Origin of the sequence: Cyclobacterium lianum (assembly GCF_900143075.1) — a bacterium.
Taxonomy (GTDB): Bacteria; Bacteroidota; Bacteroidia; order Cytophagales; family Cyclobacteriaceae; genus Cyclobacterium; species Cyclobacterium lianum.
The window spans coordinates 21,986-42,128 of record NZ_FRCY01000003.1 but is presented as its reverse complement, the minus strand read 5'-3'; the positions used below and the strand labels follow the sequence as shown (position 1 = coordinate 42,128).

14 protein-coding genes are annotated in these 20,143 nt (G+C 46.8%); 10 read left to right on the top strand and 4 right to left on the bottom strand.

Annotated elements, in window-relative coordinates:
• Positions 1-38: 38 nt before the first annotated feature.
• Positions 39-377 carry a hypothetical protein gene (locus tag BUB19_RS05290; RefSeq protein WP_073093283.1) on the bottom strand — a complete coding sequence of 113 codons (339 nt, stop codon included), beginning with the start codon at positions 375-377 and terminating at the stop codon, positions 39-41.
• Between the two features lie 252 nt (positions 378-629).
• Between BUB19_RS05290 and BUB19_RS24090 the strand changes: the two genes are divergently transcribed.
• Both BUB19_RS24090 and BUB19_RS05285 read left to right on the top strand, forming a co-directional pair.
• On the top strand, positions 630-776 hold the full coding sequence (locus tag BUB19_RS24090; RefSeq protein ID WP_178371437.1) for a hypothetical protein: 147 nt from the start codon (positions 630-632) through the stop codon (positions 774-776).
• A 36-nt stretch (positions 777-812) separates the two neighbouring features.
• The gene (locus BUB19_RS05285) at positions 813-1,457 is read left to right on the top strand and encodes a DUF7255 family protein (RefSeq protein WP_073093279.1); all 645 of its coding nucleotides are present in this window, start codon (positions 813-815) and stop codon (positions 1,455-1,457) included.
• Here the strand turns inward: BUB19_RS05285 and BUB19_RS05280 are convergent, their stop codons facing one another.
• On the bottom strand, positions 1,458-2,075 hold the full coding sequence (locus tag BUB19_RS05280) for a deoxynucleoside kinase (protein ID WP_073093276.1): 618 nt from the start codon (positions 2,073-2,075) through the stop codon (positions 1,458-1,460).
• A gap of 12 nt (positions 2,076-2,087) precedes the next feature.
• Positions 2,088-2,333: a 3-hydroxyacyl-CoA dehydrogenase NAD-binding domain-containing protein gene (locus BUB19_RS24730; RefSeq protein ID WP_073093272.1), complete on the bottom strand. Its 246-nt coding sequence runs from the start codon at positions 2,331-2,333 to the stop codon at positions 2,088-2,090.
• Positions 2,334-2,541: 208 nt separating this feature from the next.
• Here BUB19_RS24730 and eat point away from each other — a divergent pair, with 208 nt between their 5' ends.
• From eat to BUB19_RS05235, 8 genes are all read left to right on the top strand, one after another.
• The gene (gene eat / locus BUB19_RS05270; protein WP_073093270.1) at positions 2,542-3,867 is read left to right on the top strand and encodes an ethanolamine permease; all 1,326 of its coding nucleotides are present in this window, start codon (positions 2,542-2,544) and stop codon (positions 3,865-3,867) included.
• Positions 3,868-3,873: 6 nt separating this feature from the next.
• Entirely contained in the window at positions 3,874-5,238 is a 1,365-nt protein-coding gene (locus BUB19_RS05265; protein ID WP_073093268.1) for a glutamine synthetase family protein, read from the top strand.
• 39 nt (positions 5,239-5,277) lie between these two features.
• Complete coding sequence (locus BUB19_RS05260) at positions 5,278-6,426, top strand: iron-containing alcohol dehydrogenase (RefSeq protein WP_073093266.1); 1,149 nt, start codon at positions 5,278-5,280, stop codon at positions 6,424-6,426.
• Positions 6,427-6,429: 3 nt separating this feature from the next.
• Positions 6,430-7,179 carry a gamma-glutamyl-gamma-aminobutyrate hydrolase family protein gene (locus BUB19_RS05255; protein WP_073093264.1) on the top strand — a complete coding sequence of 250 codons (750 nt, stop codon included), beginning with the start codon at positions 6,430-6,432 and terminating at the stop codon, positions 7,177-7,179.
• Between the two features lie 7 nt (positions 7,180-7,186).
• Positions 7,187-8,551: an aldehyde dehydrogenase family protein gene (locus BUB19_RS05250; protein ID WP_073093262.1), complete on the top strand. Its 1,365-nt coding sequence runs from the start codon at positions 7,187-7,189 to the stop codon at positions 8,549-8,551.
• 343 nt (positions 8,552-8,894) lie between these two features.
• Entirely contained in the window at positions 8,895-12,152 is a 3,258-nt protein-coding gene (locus tag BUB19_RS05245) for a SusC/RagA family TonB-linked outer membrane protein (protein WP_073093260.1), read from the top strand.
• A 124-nt stretch (positions 12,153-12,276) separates the two neighbouring features.
• Positions 12,277-13,830 (top strand): SusD/RagB family nutrient-binding outer membrane lipoprotein, encoded by a 1,554-nt coding sequence (locus BUB19_RS05240; protein ID WP_084097060.1) that lies wholly within the window; start codon positions 12,277-12,279, stop codon positions 13,828-13,830.
• Between the two features lie 109 nt (positions 13,831-13,939).
• Positions 13,940-16,495 carry a phosphocholine-specific phospholipase C gene (locus BUB19_RS05235; RefSeq protein WP_073093258.1) on the top strand — a complete coding sequence of 852 codons (2,556 nt, stop codon included), beginning with the start codon at positions 13,940-13,942 and terminating at the stop codon, positions 16,493-16,495.
• Positions 16,496-16,630: 135 nt separating this feature from the next.
• On the opposite strand, the gene BUB19_RS05230 is transcribed toward BUB19_RS05235, so the two are convergent.
• Positions 16,631-19,915, bottom strand: a complete 3,285-nt coding sequence (locus BUB19_RS05230; protein ID WP_073093256.1) for an amidohydrolase family protein — start codon at positions 19,913-19,915, stop codon at positions 16,631-16,633.
• Between the last annotated feature and the right edge of the window lie 228 nt (positions 19,916-20,143).

The following is a 20,143-nucleotide window of genomic DNA, read 5'->3' as shown; positions in this document are numbered from 1 at the left end:
ATAGAAGCCTGTTTTTTCACCGCTAAATTGAAAAAGGATTACTGATGAATCTTTTTTAAAAAAATATGGAGGTCTTCCTCCAGTTCGTCAAGGAATTGCAACAATTCATCATAGTACCTGGGAAATTGCCGCTTCACGTCGGTTTCAATAGTTTCGATAAGTCGATTGATGTCCGTGGCACCTAAAAATCCAAAGACAGGCTTGGACCTATGAAATTTTTGTTTGATCGCGGCAATTTCATGGAGTTCATACAAAGGCATCAGTTGTTTTAAATCCTGTAAGTTGAGCGCTATCACCAATTCAATTATTTCATAAATCAGTTCAATGTCCTGATCGAAATAATGGTAGATCATATCCGGTTTGATCTGTTTGTACATAAAAGATGGTGTCTTGATTTTCAGGTGATTGGTCAATTGGTTTTATCTGGTATAACGCAATAATAAGGCCCAAAGGATATAAATAGAAAATAAATAAAATATAATTTACTAATTATTCCTGAAAAATAAATATTTATGCTGTAGCGATGTAAAATAAATGTATTCTCATTGCTGTATGGGTATAGAATTTTTACTGACATGGAACTATTTTGGAGGGCATTAGTTAATTTTGGGTAAAGTTTTAAATGTAACATGAATAGAAATAAGTGGATATTCCTTGTTTTTGGGCTGTTGTTCTTATTGACCATGCTATTGATCGGGCTGGACATGTCCTCCCGTACCACTTTCCCAGGTTCCAAACCCAATTTGAAAGAACGGATAGAGCAGAAACAGCCCTGACCCGGTTTATTATTTGAATTTTTGTAAACCAACTACATGTACCAGCAAAAGATCTCTCAACTTATTGAAGCCCTGAATATTCAGGAAATAATGGTGGAAACAGATTTTAATCTGCCGGTCAACAACCGACTGCTGGAGGGTAAAGGTAAAGACTTGCTGCGGGAAGGATTTTCAGAACTACAGGGATCCGGTCCTTTTCCCACACTCCGGTCTTTAAAGATCCCGGTCAAAGTAGGCAGAAACCTGCTGCTTTATGACGATACCAAGCATTTTAACCGCTATCGCTTGTGTACCCTCAAGACATCCGTGTACCAGGTGTTTAGTTTTTCCTGGCATGCTGCCTATTTGCGCATGTGCCGCACGCATGAGCGGGAATGTTTGCTGTCCGGGCTGCAGGACAGGGTCTGGCAGGGACCACCAATGGCATCCAACTGTTTCGGCACTGCTGAAGAGGCGGGAGATTTGTCGGGAAATGGATCGCCTGGATGGAAATTAAATGCCTACAATGACCTGCAGTACGATTTGATTTCCCGTCTGCATGGCTTTCGGTTGTTGAGGATTCCTGCCTACGAAAATCTCATGATCAGTGGACAGCTCCAGAGGATTGACAAACTTTTGCTGAACCCCAACGCCGATCTGCTGCAATCTATAGGAAACTGGTTGGTCAGAAAAATGGCTTGATCAGGTAAATAATCCGAATATTTCCCGGTCTATTTTGCTGACTATTTCTGAGAAGTGTTCCCTATTTTCCACAAAGTCCATTTCATTCACATCAATAACCAGAAGTTTGCCCTGCCGGTACGCTGATATCCACTTTTTATAGTGGTCGTTCAGGCTTTTCAGATAGGAGATCTGAATGGTTTTTTCGTACTGGCGTCCCCGTTTTTCGATCTGATCTACCAGCTTGGGAATGTCGGCTTTCAAATACACCAGCAGGTCGGGCGGATTGATGTATTTCTCCATGGAGCGGTATAGTTCCAGGTAATTGCTGTAGTCACGGTTTGAGATCAATTGGGTCTCAAACAGATTTGCAGCAAAAATATGCGCATCTTCATAAATGGTTCTATCTTGTATGGTGGATCGGCTGCTCTCCTGAATGCGCCTGTTTTGGTTGAACCTGCTGTGCAAAAAATAAACCTGGAGATGGAAAGACCATTTCTGCATGTTCTCGTAAAAATCCTCGAGATAGGGATTTTCCTCAACTGATTCGAACTCTGCCTGCCAATTGTAGTGGGAGGCCAGTTTTTTTACCAGGGTGGTTTTTCCGCTACCAATATTTCCGGATACGGCAATGTGCATGTGTCGTTTTGTCTAAAATGAGTTGAAATGGCGGCTACTTTTTTTGTTTGCTTGATTCGGCTTGTTCCTAAAATCCCGAGCCACTTTTTCCTGCTGATTTATCAGGTTCTTTTCGCTACGTCGTGCTCTCGCGTCCGGGACCTGCTGAGTCTGGTCTGTCAGAGTTACACGAAAGCCCCGTTGCGAAAATACAAGTCCAATTCCATTCACCACCGTTCCTGTACCGACTATGGCTATTTTTTTTATTTTATTTTCCATTCTTATTAATGCCAAAAGGAGGTTACACCACTTTTTAACAAACTGAGCTGTTTCAGCCTGTTTTTTAAAGGTTATTTTGGGATTGAATCAAATTAATTCAATTTAATTTCTATTTTTGAAAGCAATGACCCAGAGCTACCAATAAATTTTCAATCATTTTCGCTCCGACTAATATAGTCCTTTTGTACACTTGAAAAGTAAAAATAGCATGAATCATACCATTCCTTCTCAGGAAAACAAATTAAAGAAAACCTTGGGGCCTTTCATGCTGTGGGGATTGGGCGTTGGTTATGTTATATCCGGCAATTATTTTGGATGGAACCTGGGGTTGGCGGAGGGAGGTACCTGGGGAGCGGCGGTAGCCATTTTCTTCATCATCATCATGTATGTGACCTTTACCTTCAGCTATACCGAGATGGCTTGTGCCATTCCCAGGGCAGGAGGAGCATTTTCTTATGCCGAACGCGGCCTCGGAAAGCAATTGGGTTTTTTGGCCGGTATGTCACAAAACATCGAGTTTATTTTTGCGCCCCCTGCAATAGCTTCAGCCATTGGGGCCTATTTCGGAATTTTTTTTCCAGAATGGGATGCTTTGTATGTTGGCATTGCCGCTTACCTGATTTTTACTGGCTTGAATATAGTGGGATTAGAGCTGGCTGCAACCTTTGAGCTTTTTATTACCATCGTTGCAGTAGTGGGTTTGTTGTTTTTTGCCGGTGTTACACTCCCCGAATTTCAGTTTGAAAATTTACATGTAAAGGGTTTTCACCGGGGATTTGCCGGTATAGTTGCAGCGATTCCGTTTGCCATCTGGTTTTTTCTGGCTATCGAAGGTGTGGCTAATGTAGCCGAAGAAACCATCAATCCCCAGAAAAATATTCTAAAAGGCTTTGGATTTGCCTTGTTGACTTTGGTGATTCTCTGCATATTGACTTTTGCAGCGGCAGTAGGCGTAGCTGGATGGGAGGCCATCGTGTATCCTGATGACTCTGGTACAGCCTCAGACTCGCCACTTCCGCTGGCTATGGCCCTGGTTGTGGGCGAGAACCATTGGTACTATCAAATGCTCTCCTTTATTGCACTTTTTGGCCTGGTTGCATCCTTCAACGGCATTATTCTGGCGGCCGGACGAACAACTTTCGAGTTTGGAAGGGTAGGCTATGCCCCTAAGGCCATAGGAAGGGTGAATAAAAAATTTAAAACTCCGGGCAATGCATTACTGGTCAACATGTGTATTGGAATTATCGCCCTTCTCACCGGTAAAACCGGAGAAATAATTACCATTGCTGTATTTGGAGCCCTGGGCCTCTATATTTTGTCGATGATTTCATTTCTGTATCTCCGGAAAAATGAGCCGGATTTGGAAAGGCCGTTTAAAGTTCCTGTTTATCCGCTGTTTCCTGTGCTTGCCCTGATTATTGCCAGTATCTCTATGGTGGCCATGGTAATTTACAACTTTACCCTGGCATTGATATTTTTTGCCATGTTGCTCGGCGCCTTTCTGTTCTTCCGTATATTTATTCATAAATCCTGATATTCCATGAAAACTTCAAAAGAAGCGCTGATCAAAACGTTGAAGGGCAGTTCCTGCAATAAGATCAAATTGGCCATAGTAGATATCGACGGGGTTTTGCGGGGGAAAGTAGTTTCGCTGGACAAATTTATCTCCATTCTTGATGGAGGACTTGGCTTTTGTGCGGTAGTTTTTGGTTGGGATATGGAGGACAAGTCTTATGATAACGTCTCGGTGACCGGGTGGCATACCGGCTATCCGGATTTTCAGGCCCACGTAGACCTGGCTACCCAAAGGAGTATCCCCTGGGAGAAAGACTTGCCATTTTTTCTGGCCGATTTCGAGCAAGATACAGCCCATGGTGCCAAGGTTTGCCCCCGTTCCCTGCTGAAAAGGGTCCGACAGAGGGCCTGGGATGCCGGATTTATGCCTCAGTTTTCGCAGGAGTTTGAATGGTTTAATTTTGAAGTGACTCCGGATGGCTTTGGTAACGACAAGCCGGAAGGGGCCAAACCCATGACCCCGGGCATGTTTGGCTATTCCATTTTAAGGGCCTCTCTGAAAAGCGAATTTTTCAACGACCTTTTCGACCTCTGCCATAAATTTGGAATTCCTCTGGAGGGCCTGCATACCGAAACAGGTCCGGGAGTGTATGAGGCGGCCATTCAATACAGTGAAATTTTACTGGCAGCGGACCGCGCTGTTTTGTTCAAAACCAGCGTCAAGGAAATTGCCTACAAGCATGGTCTAATGGCCACATTTATGGCAAAATGGTCTGAGGCCCTTCCCGGTAATGGGGGCCATGTACACCAGAGCCTTTGGGACAGCAAACAGGAAAATAATTTGTTTTACGATGGAGGGCAAAAGTGGCAAATGAGTCGGATCATGCGGCAATACATCGCCGGTCAGCTTCATTGTTTGCCATACATATTGCCCATGTTTGCACCTACTATAAATAGTTACAAACGCCTGGTGGAAGGTGCCTGGGCACCGACTACCCTTACCTGGGCCAGGGACAACAGGACCACGGCACTCAGGGTGCTCCCAGGTGGGGAGAAGTCTACACGACTGGAAACGAGGGTGATCGGTTCGGACGTAAATCCTTATCTGGCCATGGCTGCCTGTCTGGCTGCAGGACTTTACGGAATTGAGCAGCAAATGGAGCTAAGCAGCGCAGCTACCCTGGGCAATGGCTATGAAGACTATTCCAATGGCAGCATTCCCACCTCACTGAGGGAGGCTACCCGCCTCATGAAAGATTCTGATTTGGCAAATATTCTTTTTGGTGAAGACTTTGTCCAGCATTTCTGTAAAACAAGAGACTGGGAGTGCCGTGAATTTGAGTCCAGTATCACCGATTGGGAGAGAAAAAGATATTTTGAAATCATATAGAACTATTCCAAAATACAGCTACTTATTGTCCTGCATGACATGAATATAAACGAGAAATTTAATTTTAATTTTCCTACTCAAATCCGATTTGGTGTGGGTGTAATTGGTGAATTGGCTGACTACCTGAAAAGCAATGGTATAAAAAATCCGCTACTGGTGACAGATCCTTTGGTCAGGGAGCTTAACCTCTTTAAAAAAATAACTTCAGATCTGAAAAGGCAGAATATTTCTGTTGAGGTCTTTTCTGAGGTACATAAAAACCCGATAAAATCCGATGTGCTGGCAGGAAAAGAATGCTACCAGGTTACCGGAAGGGATGCGATTTTGGGAATAGGCGGGGGTGTAGCTCTGGATGTGGCCCGTGCCATTGCCTTAAGCATCAACCACCACCGGGATTTGTTTGACTATGACGACCTCATAGGTGGTGATAAGTACGTGACCGAGCCAATTCCTCATTTTGTCACCATACCCACTACAGCCGGTACCGGCAGCGAGGTAGGTAGAAGTGCGATCATTTCTGAAGACGAAACGAAGAAGAAACGGATACTATTTGCTCCGTCTCTGATGGCTAAAATGGTCTTTGCAGATCCCCGTTTGACCATGGACCTGCCGCCCTTTGTAACGGCCGCTACCGGGATGGATGCGTTGACACACAATATGGAGGCTTATCTATCAAAAAACTGGCACCCGATGTGTAGCGGAATAGCTTTGGAAGGCATTCGTTTGATAGGTGAATCTCTGCAGACAGCCACACTTCAGCCTGATCTTCCCTCCAGAAGTAGAATGCTGATGGCCTCCATGATGGGAGCGATAGCTTTTCAAAAGGGTCTGGGTATTGTGCACAGCCTGGCGCATCCCTTATCCAGCCTGCTGGACACCCATCACGGATTGGCAAATGCCATTAACCTTCCATATGGTCTGGAATTTAATTATGAAGATAATGAAGATTCATTTGACCAAATGGGACTTGTGTTGGGATTTAATAAGGGTGAAGGTAAAAAGGTGCTGTCCTATATCAGTGAGTTGAATGTCAGGCTGGGCTTGCCGATCAGGCTTTCGGATATAGGGGTAAAAGATGGGCATATTGCTACACTTTCAGCCCTGGCCATTGCTGATTTTTGCCATCCAAACAATCCCAAGCCAGTGTCCGAAACTGATTTTGAAAGACTTTATCGGGCAGCATTGTAAATTATGGTAAAAATCGGTATAAGCTCCTGTTTCATGTATCCCGACCCCTCAAGGATAGTATTCGGGCCCAAAAGCCTGGCTTATGTAGAGTCGGACATGTTTGCCTATGTGGCCGAAGAGGGGGTGCTGCCCGTTTTGATCCCCGACCTTCCTTATCATCGGCTGGAGCCGATTTTGGAGGCATTGGATGGATTTGTATTTCAGGGTGGCACAGACCTGGCCCCGCAGACCTATGGCGAAACACCTATTGTTGCAGGCAGGTGGCCCGGTGATCCGTACCGCGACAAATATGAATTGAAGATAATGGACTATGCATTCAGGAAGGGCAAACCGGTGCTCGCTATCTGTAGGGGATTCCAGTTGCTTAACGTATATTGCGGAGGAACGCTTTACCAGGATATCGCCACGCAGTTGCCTGAAGCTACTATCCATAGAGATGCTCAAAAATACGATACGCTGGTTCATCAGATTGATTTTGTGCCCGGGACTAGTCTGGAACAAATTTATGGCAGGCTGCCCAAGCCTATCGTAAATTCAGTGCATCATCAGGGCATTAAGACCCTGGGAGAAAATCTGACCATCCTGGCCCGGTGTCCCGTAGATGGCATCATCGAAGCAGTCGAAGTATCAGATGCCCCAGACAAAAACATTATTGGCGTGCAATGGCATCCTGAATTTTCGGTAGGAAGATCCACACCATTTCTTGATCCGTTGAAATTGTATAGCTATTTCTTGTCAAAAATAAAAAAATAGAAGGACCATGGACATCATCAATCCAGCTACCGGGAAAATTATTGAATCAATACCGGAAGACAATAAGGCGAGTGTTATCGAAAAGATGGCAAGACTACGGTCTGGTCAGCCACTTTGGGCAGATGTTCCCCTGGAGGAAAGAGTCTCCGTAATCGGTCAATTTGGTCAGTTGGTCAGGAATAATCTGGATGAATTGTCGCTTCTGCTTTCCAGTGAAACGGGCAAACCTCTCCAACAGGCAAAAAATGAGATCACTGGTGCGCATAACCGGATAGTGCATATTCAGGCGGAGGCTTCCAAATGGCTGGCCAGGGAAATTGTGACCGCGGCCGGGCCCACAAGAGAGGAGATTGTATATGAGCCGCTGGGCGTCATCGCTAATATTTCGGCCTGGAATTTTCCCTACAACGTGGGCTATAATGTTTTTTTATATGCCTTGGTGGCTGGGAATGCAGTAGCTTATAAACCCTCAGAATACGCCAGCCTTACCGGCTTAAAATTCAAAGAGCTGCTTTGGGAGGCGGGCATTCCACAAAATGCTTTCGAATGCTTTATTGGCGGGCCAGCCGTAGGGGAGCTGCTTCTGGAGGTGGATATGGATGGTTATTTTTTTACAGGATCTTACCGTACCGGAAAATATATTGCGGGAAGAGTGGCCGGAAAGTTAGTGCCGGTACAACTTGAATTGGGTGGCAAAGATCCTTTATATGTGGCAGACGATGTAGCTGATATCCGGCAAGCCGCCATCAATGCAGCCGAAGGAGCCTTTTACAACAATGGGCAGAGCTGTTGTGCGGTAGAGCGGATTTATGTACACGAGCGCATTTACGATGAATTTGTGCAGGCTTTTGTTGCTGAGGTAAAGAGCTATGTTGTCGGCGACCCACTACATGCCGACACCTACATTGGCCCGCTTACCAGAAAGGAGCAACCTGATCTTATCCTGGCCCAAATACAGGATGCAATACAGAAAGGAGCCCGTCTGGAAGTGGGCGGTAAAAAGGGGGAACAGGAAGGGTATTACCTGTTGCCGACTGTTTTGACGGGTGTAAACCACCAGATGGCTGTGATGAAAGAGGAATCTTTTGGACCTGTGATTGGCATACAGTCAGTGAAGAACGATCAGGAAGCGGTACAGCTCATGAACGATACCGAATATGGGCTTACTGCAGCAGTTTTCTCCGCTGATGAAAGCAGGGCAAAGCAATTACTGCGACAGCTCTCTACAGGCACGGCCTATTGGAATTGTTGTGATCGTGTGAGTCCTGGTCTGCCCTGGTCTGGACGCAGACATTCCGGCATGGGGGTCACTTTATCCCATTTGGGTATCAGGGCTTTCACCCATCCCAGGGCCTGGCACCTCAGGGATTAGAAAGAGATGACTGTACCTGCTTTTAATTTTGTATTAATTTTTTTTCATTTTATTTATAATTAGATAACCAGCTACAGATCGTTTTAAATTTTTATTTAATCATTTTTGCCTCCATATTAAAATAAACTTAAATATTGTTTATATTTAAAATGAAACACAATGAATTTCGGATACTGTAGATTTTAATAATTACCTGTACGTTTTTATCAAAATTTCCTGATCGTATCCACGGCTTGTATCATGTCCTATTGACCTACCTTATATTTAATGGCTGGCATAAGTGTAAATGCTTCTCATTGAATTTTTTTTGTTAAAAAAACCAATTTCTTAAACGCTCATTATTATGACAAAATCAGTACCTTTTCAAAAGGGGCATCATGCCGGTACCTGGAAGTATCTGGGCATGCTGCTCTTGCTATTGCTCTTAGCCAATAGCCAGACTTTGTGGGCCCAATCCAGAACGATTAGTGGCCTCGTCACAGAAAGCTCCTCAGGAGACCCTGTATTGGGTGCTTCTGTATTGATCCAGGGGACCACCAGGGGCACCGTCACAGACCTGGACGGCAGGTTTGAGTTAGAAGTTCCTTCAGATGAAGCTGTTCTGGTGTTTTCATACATTGGATTTCAATCTCAGGAGCTCGTGGTAGGCAATCGTTCTGTCATCAATGTTGCTTTGGAGTATTCCTCCGAAGAATTGAATGAAGTAGTCGTGACGGCTTTGGGAGTAGAACGAGAAACAAAAGCGCTGGGCTATTCCGTTCAGGCCGTGGAAGGAGATCGATTTACAGAAGCCAGAGAAACCAATGTTCTGAACTCACTCAGTGGCCGGGTAGCGGGAGTGCAGATCACCAACTCAAGTAGTGGTATCGGAGGTTCGTCCAGGGTAACCATCAGGGGAGAGTCTTCGCTGAATATCAATGCAAACCAACCATTGTTTGTAGTCGACGGCGTTCCCATCAGCAACAATATCGTGGGCTCATCAGGTTCAGGAAATCAGGAGGTAGATTATGGCAATCCTGCCGGCGAGATTAATCCGGATGACATTGCGTCTATGAGTATACTGAAAGGGCCAGCCGCCGCAGCGCTCTATGGCTCCAGAGCAGCAAACGGAGCCATCCTCATCACGACCAAATCGGGCAAAAATAAAAAGGGACTGGGTATAACGATCAACTCCAATACCACCTTCGACAGCCCTTTGGTTTTACCGGACTGGCAGGACAGGTACGGCCAGGGGAATAATGGACTTTTCTCGTTTGTGAATGGCGCAGGAGCTGGGATTGCAGATGGGGTAGACGAAAGCTGGGGCCCGGAAATGGATCAGGGTACAACTATTCCGCAATTTGATTCTCCCAGAAATGTAGCTGGCTTCAGGGGAGGGGACCTGAATGCCCCTGAAGGAAGCACCATTACGCCAACACCCTGGGTATCCCGACCCAACAATATCAATGACTTTTTTCAGACTGGGGTCACGCTATCCAACAACGTATCCATCGCCTCAGGCAATGAAAAGTCGAACTTCCGGTTTTCCTGGACCAATCTGGACCAGAAAGGCACCATACCCAATACGGACCTCAAACGGAATACCCTCGCCTTCAACGGAAGCAGCCAGATCACCGATAGGTTGAGCATAACCACAGCGATCAACTATCAGAAAACCAACAGCGGTAACAGGCCGAGTATCAGCTACGGCACAGAAAGTCTGATGTATCTGTGGATATGGTACGGAAGACAGATCAATACAGCAAGTCTCAGGGATTACTGGATGCCGGGTTTAGAAGGCAGACAACAATTCAATTACAATTACAACTATCACGACAATCCTTATTTTAATGTCTTTGAAAATACCAACGGCCAAAGCAAGGACAGAATTTTTGGCAATGTGGTGGCCAATTATAAAATCATGGACAAGCTTAATCTGATGGTCAGGACAGGCCTGGACCTGTACAATGACCTTAGAGATCGTAAAAGAGCTTTTAGTACCATGAGGTTTCCCCTGGGAAGTTATCGGGAAGACGCCGTGTTTTTCAGTGAGCGAAACACCGATTTTCTGTTGACATATTCCGAAACCGATAACCTGAAATGGTCGTATTCGCTTTCTCTGGGAGGAAACCAGATGGTGCAGGAAAACAGGTTTACCCGAACCATGGCGCCACAGTTGTTGATTCCGGGCATTTATAATTTTACCAACACAGCCGTAAACCTGCAGGTGGAACACATGGTGTCTGAGAAAAGGATTAATTCCCTGTATGGCTTTGGGCAGATAGGATACAACAATATTCTCTTTCTGGACATTACCGGTAGGAATGATTGGTCCAGTACACTTCCCATAGCAAATAACAGCTATTTCTACCCTTCTGTAACCATGAGTGGAGTGATTTCTGATATGCTGACCCTGCCGGCTGCTATTTCATTCTTTAAAGTTCGGGCGGCTTATGCTGAAGTGGGGAATGATACCAATCCATACAGTCTCACCAATGTTTTTAATCCCGTTGCTGCCTGGGGGTCAATACAAAGTAAGACTGAATCCAACCGACTGGCTAATGCGGAGCTAAAACCGGAAAGAACCGGATCCTTCGAAGTGGGTACCGACCTGAGACTTCTGAAAGGTAGATTGGGCCTGGATTTTACCTACTACGACAACAGGACCAGAAACCAGATTATCCCTATAGAACTCGATATCGCGACCGGCTATGCCAGCAGGATCATCAATGCCGGAGAGATCCAGAACAACGGAATAGAATTGGTCCTCACGGGTAGTCCCATACAAAATGTAACTGGTTTAAATTGGAATGTATCGGCTAATTTTACACGTAACAGGAGTAAGGTATTGGAGCTTACTGACGATCTGGACACCTATTCCATGGTCGGCAGAAATGGTGCTACCATTCAGGCCCGGATCGGCGAACGCATGGGGAATATCTACGGCCGGGGCTTTGCCCGGGTAACAGATGCCAACAGTCCCTATTTTGGGCAGATCATTCACAATACCTCCGGAACCCCTCTTACGGCCACTGAATTGGTGCTGCAGGGGAATTATAATCCGGATTGGATGCTGGGAATTCAAAACAACTTCAACTACAAGCGATTGACCTTCGGGTTTTTATTCGATATCCGCTATGGGGGCATTGTGGTGTCCAGGACAAAAACCATCGGCAGTACCTCCGGGCAACTGGAGGAAACCTTGCTGGGCCGGGAAAATGGCTATGATCTGTCTCAGGAAGGCAATGGCATCATCAGTCCCGGTGTGATACAGACGGCAGATGGCAGCTATGTGCCGAACGAAATGAAAATCAGTTCGCGGGACTGGCACAACAGGTATTACGAGAGAAGCAACGTGGAAGCGGCAAAGTATGATGCCTCATTTGTAAAATTAAGGGAAATTACGCTGGGATATAACCTTCCAGGTGCGGCTATCAGCAAATTGCCCTTCCGGGAAGCCAGACTTTCGCTGGTAGCCAGAAATCTGGCCTTGTGGACTGAAAACCCCCATTTCGATCCGGAAACCATGTCTATGAGTGGCGGTACCCTTATCCCCGGAGTGGAAGACATGTCCTTTCCATCGACCAGAAGTGTGGGTTTTAACCTGAATCTCAAATTTTAACATATAAAATGGGATGGATAGAAACTCCGGTATGCGGGTACAAGGGCCGAAAAGTGCCGCCCGGATTGCGGTAAACCTTCAGGTATTCCGGATTTTTCTGCCAAAAAATTTAAATGAAAAAATCATGAAAGTAAAATATCACTATTACATTAAGCCCATGGTACTATTCTTTGCGCTGGTGTGCTTTAGCTGCGACAAGGACTTTGAGGAGATCAATAGCAACCCCAACAGCCCGGAGACGGTGTCGTCTTCCCTGCTCTTGCCAAACATTATCAGAAATGCGGCAAACGAAATTGTCGGGAAAGGTTGGGGAATCGGGAACGTGGTCATGCAATACACTGCAAAAATTCAATTTACCAACGAAGATCGATACAACTGGGGCCCGGAAGGAAACCCCTATAGCGTTTTTTACAATACGCTTAGGGATGTAAACAATATGGAATTGATCTCCGGAGAGTTGGGAGAAAACAACTATCTTGGCGTAGCACTCGTTATGAAATCTTTGATGTACGCATTCATGACAGATGCCTATGGCGATCTGCCCTATACGGAAGCCATAGGTGCTAAGGAAGGAATCAATTATCCCAAATTTGACAGGCAGGATGTCATATACGATGGCATCCTTGCAGACTTGGAGCGCGCCAATCAACTCCTTGGGAGCTCCTCGGAAGGCCTGGATGGGGACATCCTGTTTCAGGGGGATGTGATGAAATGGAAAAAACTGGCCAATTCCTTGCGATTAAGGGCATTGATGCGGCTTTCAGACAGGGAGGACCCTTCTGCGGCCATGCAGTCCATCGTCAGTAACCCGGATCAGTTTCCCCTGTTTGAAAGCAATGCCGATAATGCTGCTCTGCAGTACCTCCAGGATGTGCCCAATCAGCACTACCTGTATACCACCAGGTCAGGATCCTTTGACGAATACCGGTTGAGTACAACCATAGAGGGATACCTTAAAGACATGAATGACCCCAGACTTTTTGCCTACTTTCAGCCCACAAATGACAGTGGAGCAGGGCTTATAGGAGATCCGGACGATTATGCCGGGGTTCCCAATGGGCTTGCGGATGAAAATGCCTACGGGTATTCACCTTCGGGTGATCCCAATAAGGGAGGCTCAAATTTTATCTCCCGGGTAGGTTTGCTTTTTTCTTGTCTTACCTGTTCTGAATTTGCTTCGCCGGTGGGATTTCAGACCATACTGATGAGTTATCCGGAATTGCAATTTATTCTGGCAGAGGCCAGAGAAAAAGGATATATCAGCGAAGGAGATGCCGCCACTTATTATGACAATGGGATGCGTGCTTCTTTTGATTACTATGAGGAGCGGCTGCGTGTGGCAAATCTCAATGTGTTGGCAGATGCAGTGCAGCCGGCTCCTGAGTATTTTTCTCAGGCAGAGGTGGCATATCTGGGTAGTCAACAGGAGAAACTGACCAAAATTGCCACGCAGAAATGGCTGGCTTTATTTTTCAATGGTCTGGAAGGTTGGTTTGACTGGCGGAGGACCGGTATTCCCGAAATTCAACCTGGCCCGGCAGCATACATTGATGCAGTGCCGGTGAGGTTTATGTACCCGACAAGTGTCCAGGCTTTAAACAGGGATAATTATCAGGATGCCGTGAATGTACAGGGAGAGGATAGGATCACCACCCGGGTTTGGTGGGATGTAGACTAAAAGATAAAGATCCGAAACCCCCGAAGAAAAACCAGATATTTCTTCGGGGGTTTGGTTTAGGCAAATGATTTACCCAAATGATCAGAGCGCATAAGAAAGTGTAATCAATATGAAGGATAACAGAAGAGAATTTTTAAAAAAGGCAGCCCTTTTCACCGGCGGTGCCGGACTCTGGGGGAGTCTGCCTGCTACCATACAGAAAGCCATGGCCATTAACCCAGAGCCTGGAAGTACCTACCTGGATGCCGAACACGTGGTGATCCTGATGCAGGAAAACCGTTCCTTTGACCATTGCTTTGGCAAATTGAAGGGTGTGAGGGGGTTCAATGATCCCAGGGCCCTCCGGCACGCCGATCAGAGCCCGATATGGCTTCAGAAAGACAATCAGGGGCAAACTTTCGCCCCTTTCCGACTGAACATCAAAGACACAAAAGCCACATGGATGAGTGCCATACCGCATTCCTGGGAAAATCAGGTGGATGCGAGAAATGGCGGACGGCACGATGGGTGGATAGAGGCCAAAAGGCCTGGAAGAGAAGCCTTTCGCCATGTACCCCTTACCATGGGCTTTTATGACCGCGAAGATATCCCTTTCTATTACGCGTTTGCCGAAGCTTTTACTGTGTGTGACCAACACTTTTGTGCGTCTCTCACAGGTACTACCACCAATAGAAATTACCTCTGGGCAGGTAAGTCTGTTGGGAATCCGGGAGAGAAACCCCTGGTAAGGAACGGGGAACATACCTATGGCAAAGAAGTAGATTGGAAGACTTTTCCGGAGCGGCTCCAGGATCATGGCATTTCCTGGAAGGTGTATCAAAATGAGGTTAGCGTCAATACATTACTGGAAGGTGAAGATGAATCCTGGCTGGCTAATTTTACCGACAATAACCTGGAGTGGTTCAGGCAGTTTGGTGTACGATACACGCCAGGACATTATGAGTACCTTCAGCATCAGCAACAAAGGCTTTCGAAAGAAATAGCCCAACTGGAAAATTCGCTGGACGGTACCACAGAAAATGAAGCTATGCGGAATGAACTGGAGCAGAAAAAGGCCGATTTGCGTTTTGTGAAAGAAACCATTGCTGAGTTTAATCCGGAAAAGTTCGCGAAGTTGAGTGACAGAGAGCGGGAATTGCACCAAAGGGCGTTTACGACCAATACAGGAGATCCGGATTACCACCATACGGAACGTTTACAATTCAAGGATCAGGGGGTAGAACGGGAGACCAGAATACCCAAAGGGGATATATTTCATGCTTTCCGACAGGATGTGAAAAAGGGCACACTGCCCACCGTTTCTTATCTTGTAGCACCAAAAAACTTCTCCGACCATCCAAGTGCACCCTGGTACGGTGCCTGGTATGTTTCTGAAGCCCTGGATATACTTACCAGTGATCCGGAAGTATGGAAAAAGACCATATTCATCCTCAATTATGATGAGAATGATGGTTATTTTGACCATGTACCTCCCTTTGTTCCCCCTAAACCCGGTGATCTTTCTACAGGCAGGCTTTCGGAAGGGTTGGATGCCAGGAGTGAATTTGTGACCCTGGATCAGGAATTGAGCTATCCGGGCATAAGGCCGGAAGATGCCAGAGAAAGTCCGGTAGGACTTGGGTACCGTGTGCCTTTGATTGTGGCCTCACCCTGGAGCAGGGGAGGCTGGGTCAACTCCGAAGTGTGCGATATCACCTCTACCATCATGTTTATGGAAAAGTTATTGTCTCATAAAACCGGAAAGCGGCTACATGAAGACAATATTAGCTCCTGGAGAAGAAATATTTGTGGAGATCTAACCTCTGTATTCAGGCCCTACAATGGCGAAGAAATTCCATTGCCGGAATCCGTAGATATGGAGGAACATGTGAAGTCCATCTACAATGCCGCCTTCAAAGACTTGCCGGACAATTTTAAAGTGCTTGACCAAAACGAAATCCAGCAGGCCAATAGGAACCCAATGGATTCCCCCTGGATACCAAAGCAGGAAACGGGTACCCGGCCTTCCAGTGCGCTTGCCTATGAGTTGTACGTGGATGGTGAGGTGGATACTGCGAAGGGAACGTTTGCCCTCACCTTTAACGCTTCCGATCGAAAATTTGGGAAAAAGGCGCTAGGAGCTCCGTTTTTGGTATATGCACCCGGAACCTTCAGGGACAGCAAAACCGGTCAGTTGATTACAATGAGATCCTGGTCATTTGCGCTGAAACCCGGAGATCAATTGCTATATCAATGGCCTTTGGAGGCTTTCCGGGACGAACATTACCACCTCCTGGTATATGGGCCGAATGGATTTTTTCGGGAATTCAGAGGAAATAATAAGACAAGTGGCCTGAAAACCAAATCTGTTTACAAGTCGGAAGACTTTGTGTCAGGTAAGGGATATTTTCTCATTGAGCTTGAGAACCAGGACCGCAAACCCGTATCGGTACGGGTACAGGACAATGCCTATGGTCAGGGGAGCAAGTCGCTTATCCTCCCTGCCGGAGACAGGAAATCTGTACGTATCGCTACCGCTTCCAGCCATGGATGGTATGATTTCAGCCTGCTACAGACTGAAAATGACGCGTTCCTGAAACGGTACGCCGGTAGATTGGAGTTTGGCCGACATAGCCGATCCGATCCGCATATGGGAAGAGAAAACCTGTTGCTGAAACAGGTATAGCGTTTTAAGGAAAAAGACCCTGGAAATTGAAGAAGCAATTTGCCGGGGTCTTTTTTTACTTTGGAGCATTCAATGCCAGATGCTTATTGATTCAGGTTTTGCCGGTCAATTTTTCTGCTGTGCAGGATTGGCGTTTTATGGATGTGCCAATCCGCATCCGCATCCACTGTGCATGAAGCTTTGGATGCTCTCATGCCAGGGAAAGGCTTCATTGAACAGCCTGTTTTCCCAATAGAAGGGTTTCCTTTTTGAGGGTTCATTTCCGATTTCATCCATGTTTTCTGTCTCATAAAGTCTGCCATTCACCATGGTATGGGTAATGGTTTCTGAGTTGCGGATATTTTCCAGCGGATTCTTGTTGAGGATGATCAGATCGGCCAGCTTTCCTTCTTTAATAGATCCTATGTCATTGCCCATGCCGATATATTGGGCCGCATTGATGGTAGCGGTTTTTAGTGCCTCGTGAGTGGACATGCCGCCCTGTGCCAGGCTCCACAATTCCCAGTGGGCACCCAGGCCCTGTAATTGCCCGTGCGCACCCAAATTGACTTTCACTCCTTTTGCGGAAAGCGCCGAAACCGCCTTGGAAGTAAGTATATGACTGTTTTCATACTCTTCATCCGGTACCATGGTGCGGTGTCTTGATCGGGCGTCTATGGTACCGCGCGGACTGAAACGCAATAACTTTTCATTCTCCCAGACATCGGATTTCTGGTACCAGTAATACTCGGCATTCAGGCCTCCGTAATTCACAATCAAAGTAGGGGTGTACCCGACTTCAGTTTGGCCCCAGAGCGTTAACACATCTTTGTATACCGGAGCAATGGGTATGTTGTGCTCAATGCCGGTATGCCCGTCCTGTATCATGGACAGGTTGTGGAAAAAGGTAGATCCTCCTTCCGGAACCACATTGACCCCCATTTCCCTGGCTGCTTGCAATACCTGTTGTCGCTGATCCCGCCGGGGTTGGTTATAAGATTTTACTGAGGTGGCACCAAAGGCCTTTGTCCGGTGTACGGAGAACCTTGCATCTTCAAGTTTGTTGATGACCGCTTTGAAATCTCCCTCTGCGCCATATAGGATAAAACCTGTACTGAAAATACGGGGACCGACCAATGCACCACTTTTCACCATTTCAGCAAGGGTAAATACCGTTTCGGTATTGGCCGAAGGATCATGGGCCGTCGTGACCCCAAATGCCAGGTTGGCGTACAATTGCCAGTTTTGCTGCACGGTGAGCCCATCCCGGAAGGCCCCGATATGGGCATGGGCATCCACAATGCCTGGCAGGATGGTTTTTCCTGACATGTCGTAGACCATGGCTCCCGCAGGGATGGAAATGGCAGCAGAGGGACCTACTGCCTTGATGGCAGAACCTTCGACGATTACCGTGCCGTTGTCGATTACTTCATCTCCTTCCATGGTGATCAGGGTAGCCCCTGTAAAGGCAATGATGCCTTCCGGCTGATCAACCGCAGCCTCCAGTCCGATTTTTATCGCTTCGTTTTCGGTTTGTTCCTCTTTCCTACCTGATTGGCCCAGAAAATCAAAGTTTTCGTCCAGTAACTTGCTGTGGTAGACATCTCCCAGCGTCCAAATAATGGTCTCACTGTCCGGAGACCAGTGGAGGTTCAGCCCCGCGTTTTCAGATAGCTGGGCAAGGGGGACGGACTTTGTTTTGTCGTCCAGGTCTACCGAGCGGCCATTCAAAACGAGGGGAGCCACATAAAGCCGGTGTAAATGGACAAAAGCCACCCATTTGTTGTCAGGACTTGGCACCAGCCGGTTTGCGTATTTGGAAGATATATGGGATCTTTCATCATGTCCGTTGAGATCTACCGACTTCAGACTCTTGGTCAGGTTGCCAAAAAATTTCCCACCGGTCTGGAAAAATACCCGATTGCCATCTTCGGTAAACACTGGGAAATCCCCGTCTTCCACCAACTTTTTGGTCTCCCGGGATTGGAGATCCATCAGATAAATACCGGGATTTTTTGTAAACGAACGTCCCTGATCCAGATTGCCCGCTTCTTTCCGGTAAAGGATCCGGGTCCCATCCGGAGAATAAGAGGGGTTTCGATAGATTCCCTTTTCCCGGCTGAGGCTAGATAACCGATTACTCTTCAGGTCCAATTCCCTGATGGCTCCTTTATTCAGGTCATTCCAGGTGACAAAAACGATTTTATCTCCTTTGGGGGAAAAAGCCGGCTCCGCTTCAAAGTCGTTTCCCTGGGTCACTCGTTCGGGAACTCCATCCGGTAAGGCCTTGATCCACAAATAACCCAGAGCCCGGAATACCAGTGTTTTTCCGTCAGGAGAAGTGATGGCATCCCGGATCATTTTTGCGGTAAAGGTTTCCCGTTCCACCGGATGATCAAAATGTACCCTGTCAGCCACAGGAATTGTAACATCGACTGTGAAAGGAATTTCAGCAGAGTCAGGGGTTTTGGTATTGACTTTTTGTATTTTTCCCTTGGCCCATATGATCAGGTTTTCATTGTCCGGCATCCAGGCGAATCCCGGATAAACCCCGAAAATGGCCCAGGCAGTCTGCTGGTCTTTGTTCAGTTCATCATAGACGGGCCACTCTTCGCCCGTTACCAGGTCGTGGATGTAGAGCACCGACTTGGTTCTGACTCGTTTTACAAAGGCCAGTTTTTTCCCATCGGGAGAAACCTGTGGCCTGGCTGCTCCTCCGGGGCCTCCGGTGAGGGTTTCCGTTTCGCCTGTTTCAAAGTCGTAGCGTTTGATCACATAAATTTGCCCATTGGGATCCCGGTTGTATTCAAAACTGCCACCCGGAGACATGTCTTCGCTGTAATAGAGGTACCGGCCATCCGGAGACACACTGGGTTCGTTGACGTCTTGCTGGTCATTTTTCCTTTCTGTAAGCTGCAATCCTTCCCCTCCGGAAATATGGTACTGCCACATTTCACCGGCACCAAGGGACCTACCTGAGGTAAAATGTTTTCTGGCCACCAAAAAATTACCGTCGGGCATCCAGACAGCGTTATTGAGCAGGCGGAAGGATTCTTTGGTGACTTGCCTTGCATCACTGCCATCGGGTTTCATTACCCATACATTGTCCCCGCCACCGGCATCGGAGGTAAAGGAAATCCACTGCCCGTCAGGGCTGAACCGGGGCTGCACCTCGAAGGGCAATCCAGATCTCAATACGGTAGCCTTTCCTCCTTCGATTGGCAGGGAGTAAATATCTCCCAACAGGTCGAAAACAATGGTATTCCCGTCAGGGCTGACATCCAGGTTCATCCAGGTGCCTTCGTCGGTGGTAAAGGTTATGTTTTTAAAATCCCAATCTCCTGAAGGCGCAGCAACATCCCATTCGGTTTCTTCCTGGGCCAGGATAGGGGTGGTGATGAATAGGAGTATCAAGGTTGTTTTGATAAGTTTACTAATCATGTAATTCCGGATTATTGATTTGGGGGGTAAAGATAGGGAGAAATTGCTGGTCTGCGATTTTTTTGGTGAACTTGCCGAAGCCGCCAGATTCCTAATGAAGAAATTCCTTAACTACTCTTTGGTAAGCAGGGTAACTTCATTCAGTAGCTACCATTTATAGATATCGTCAACAGTCATAGCAGAAATTCCGGCCATTAGCTGAAGTCTATTAAAAGTTCGGAACGACCT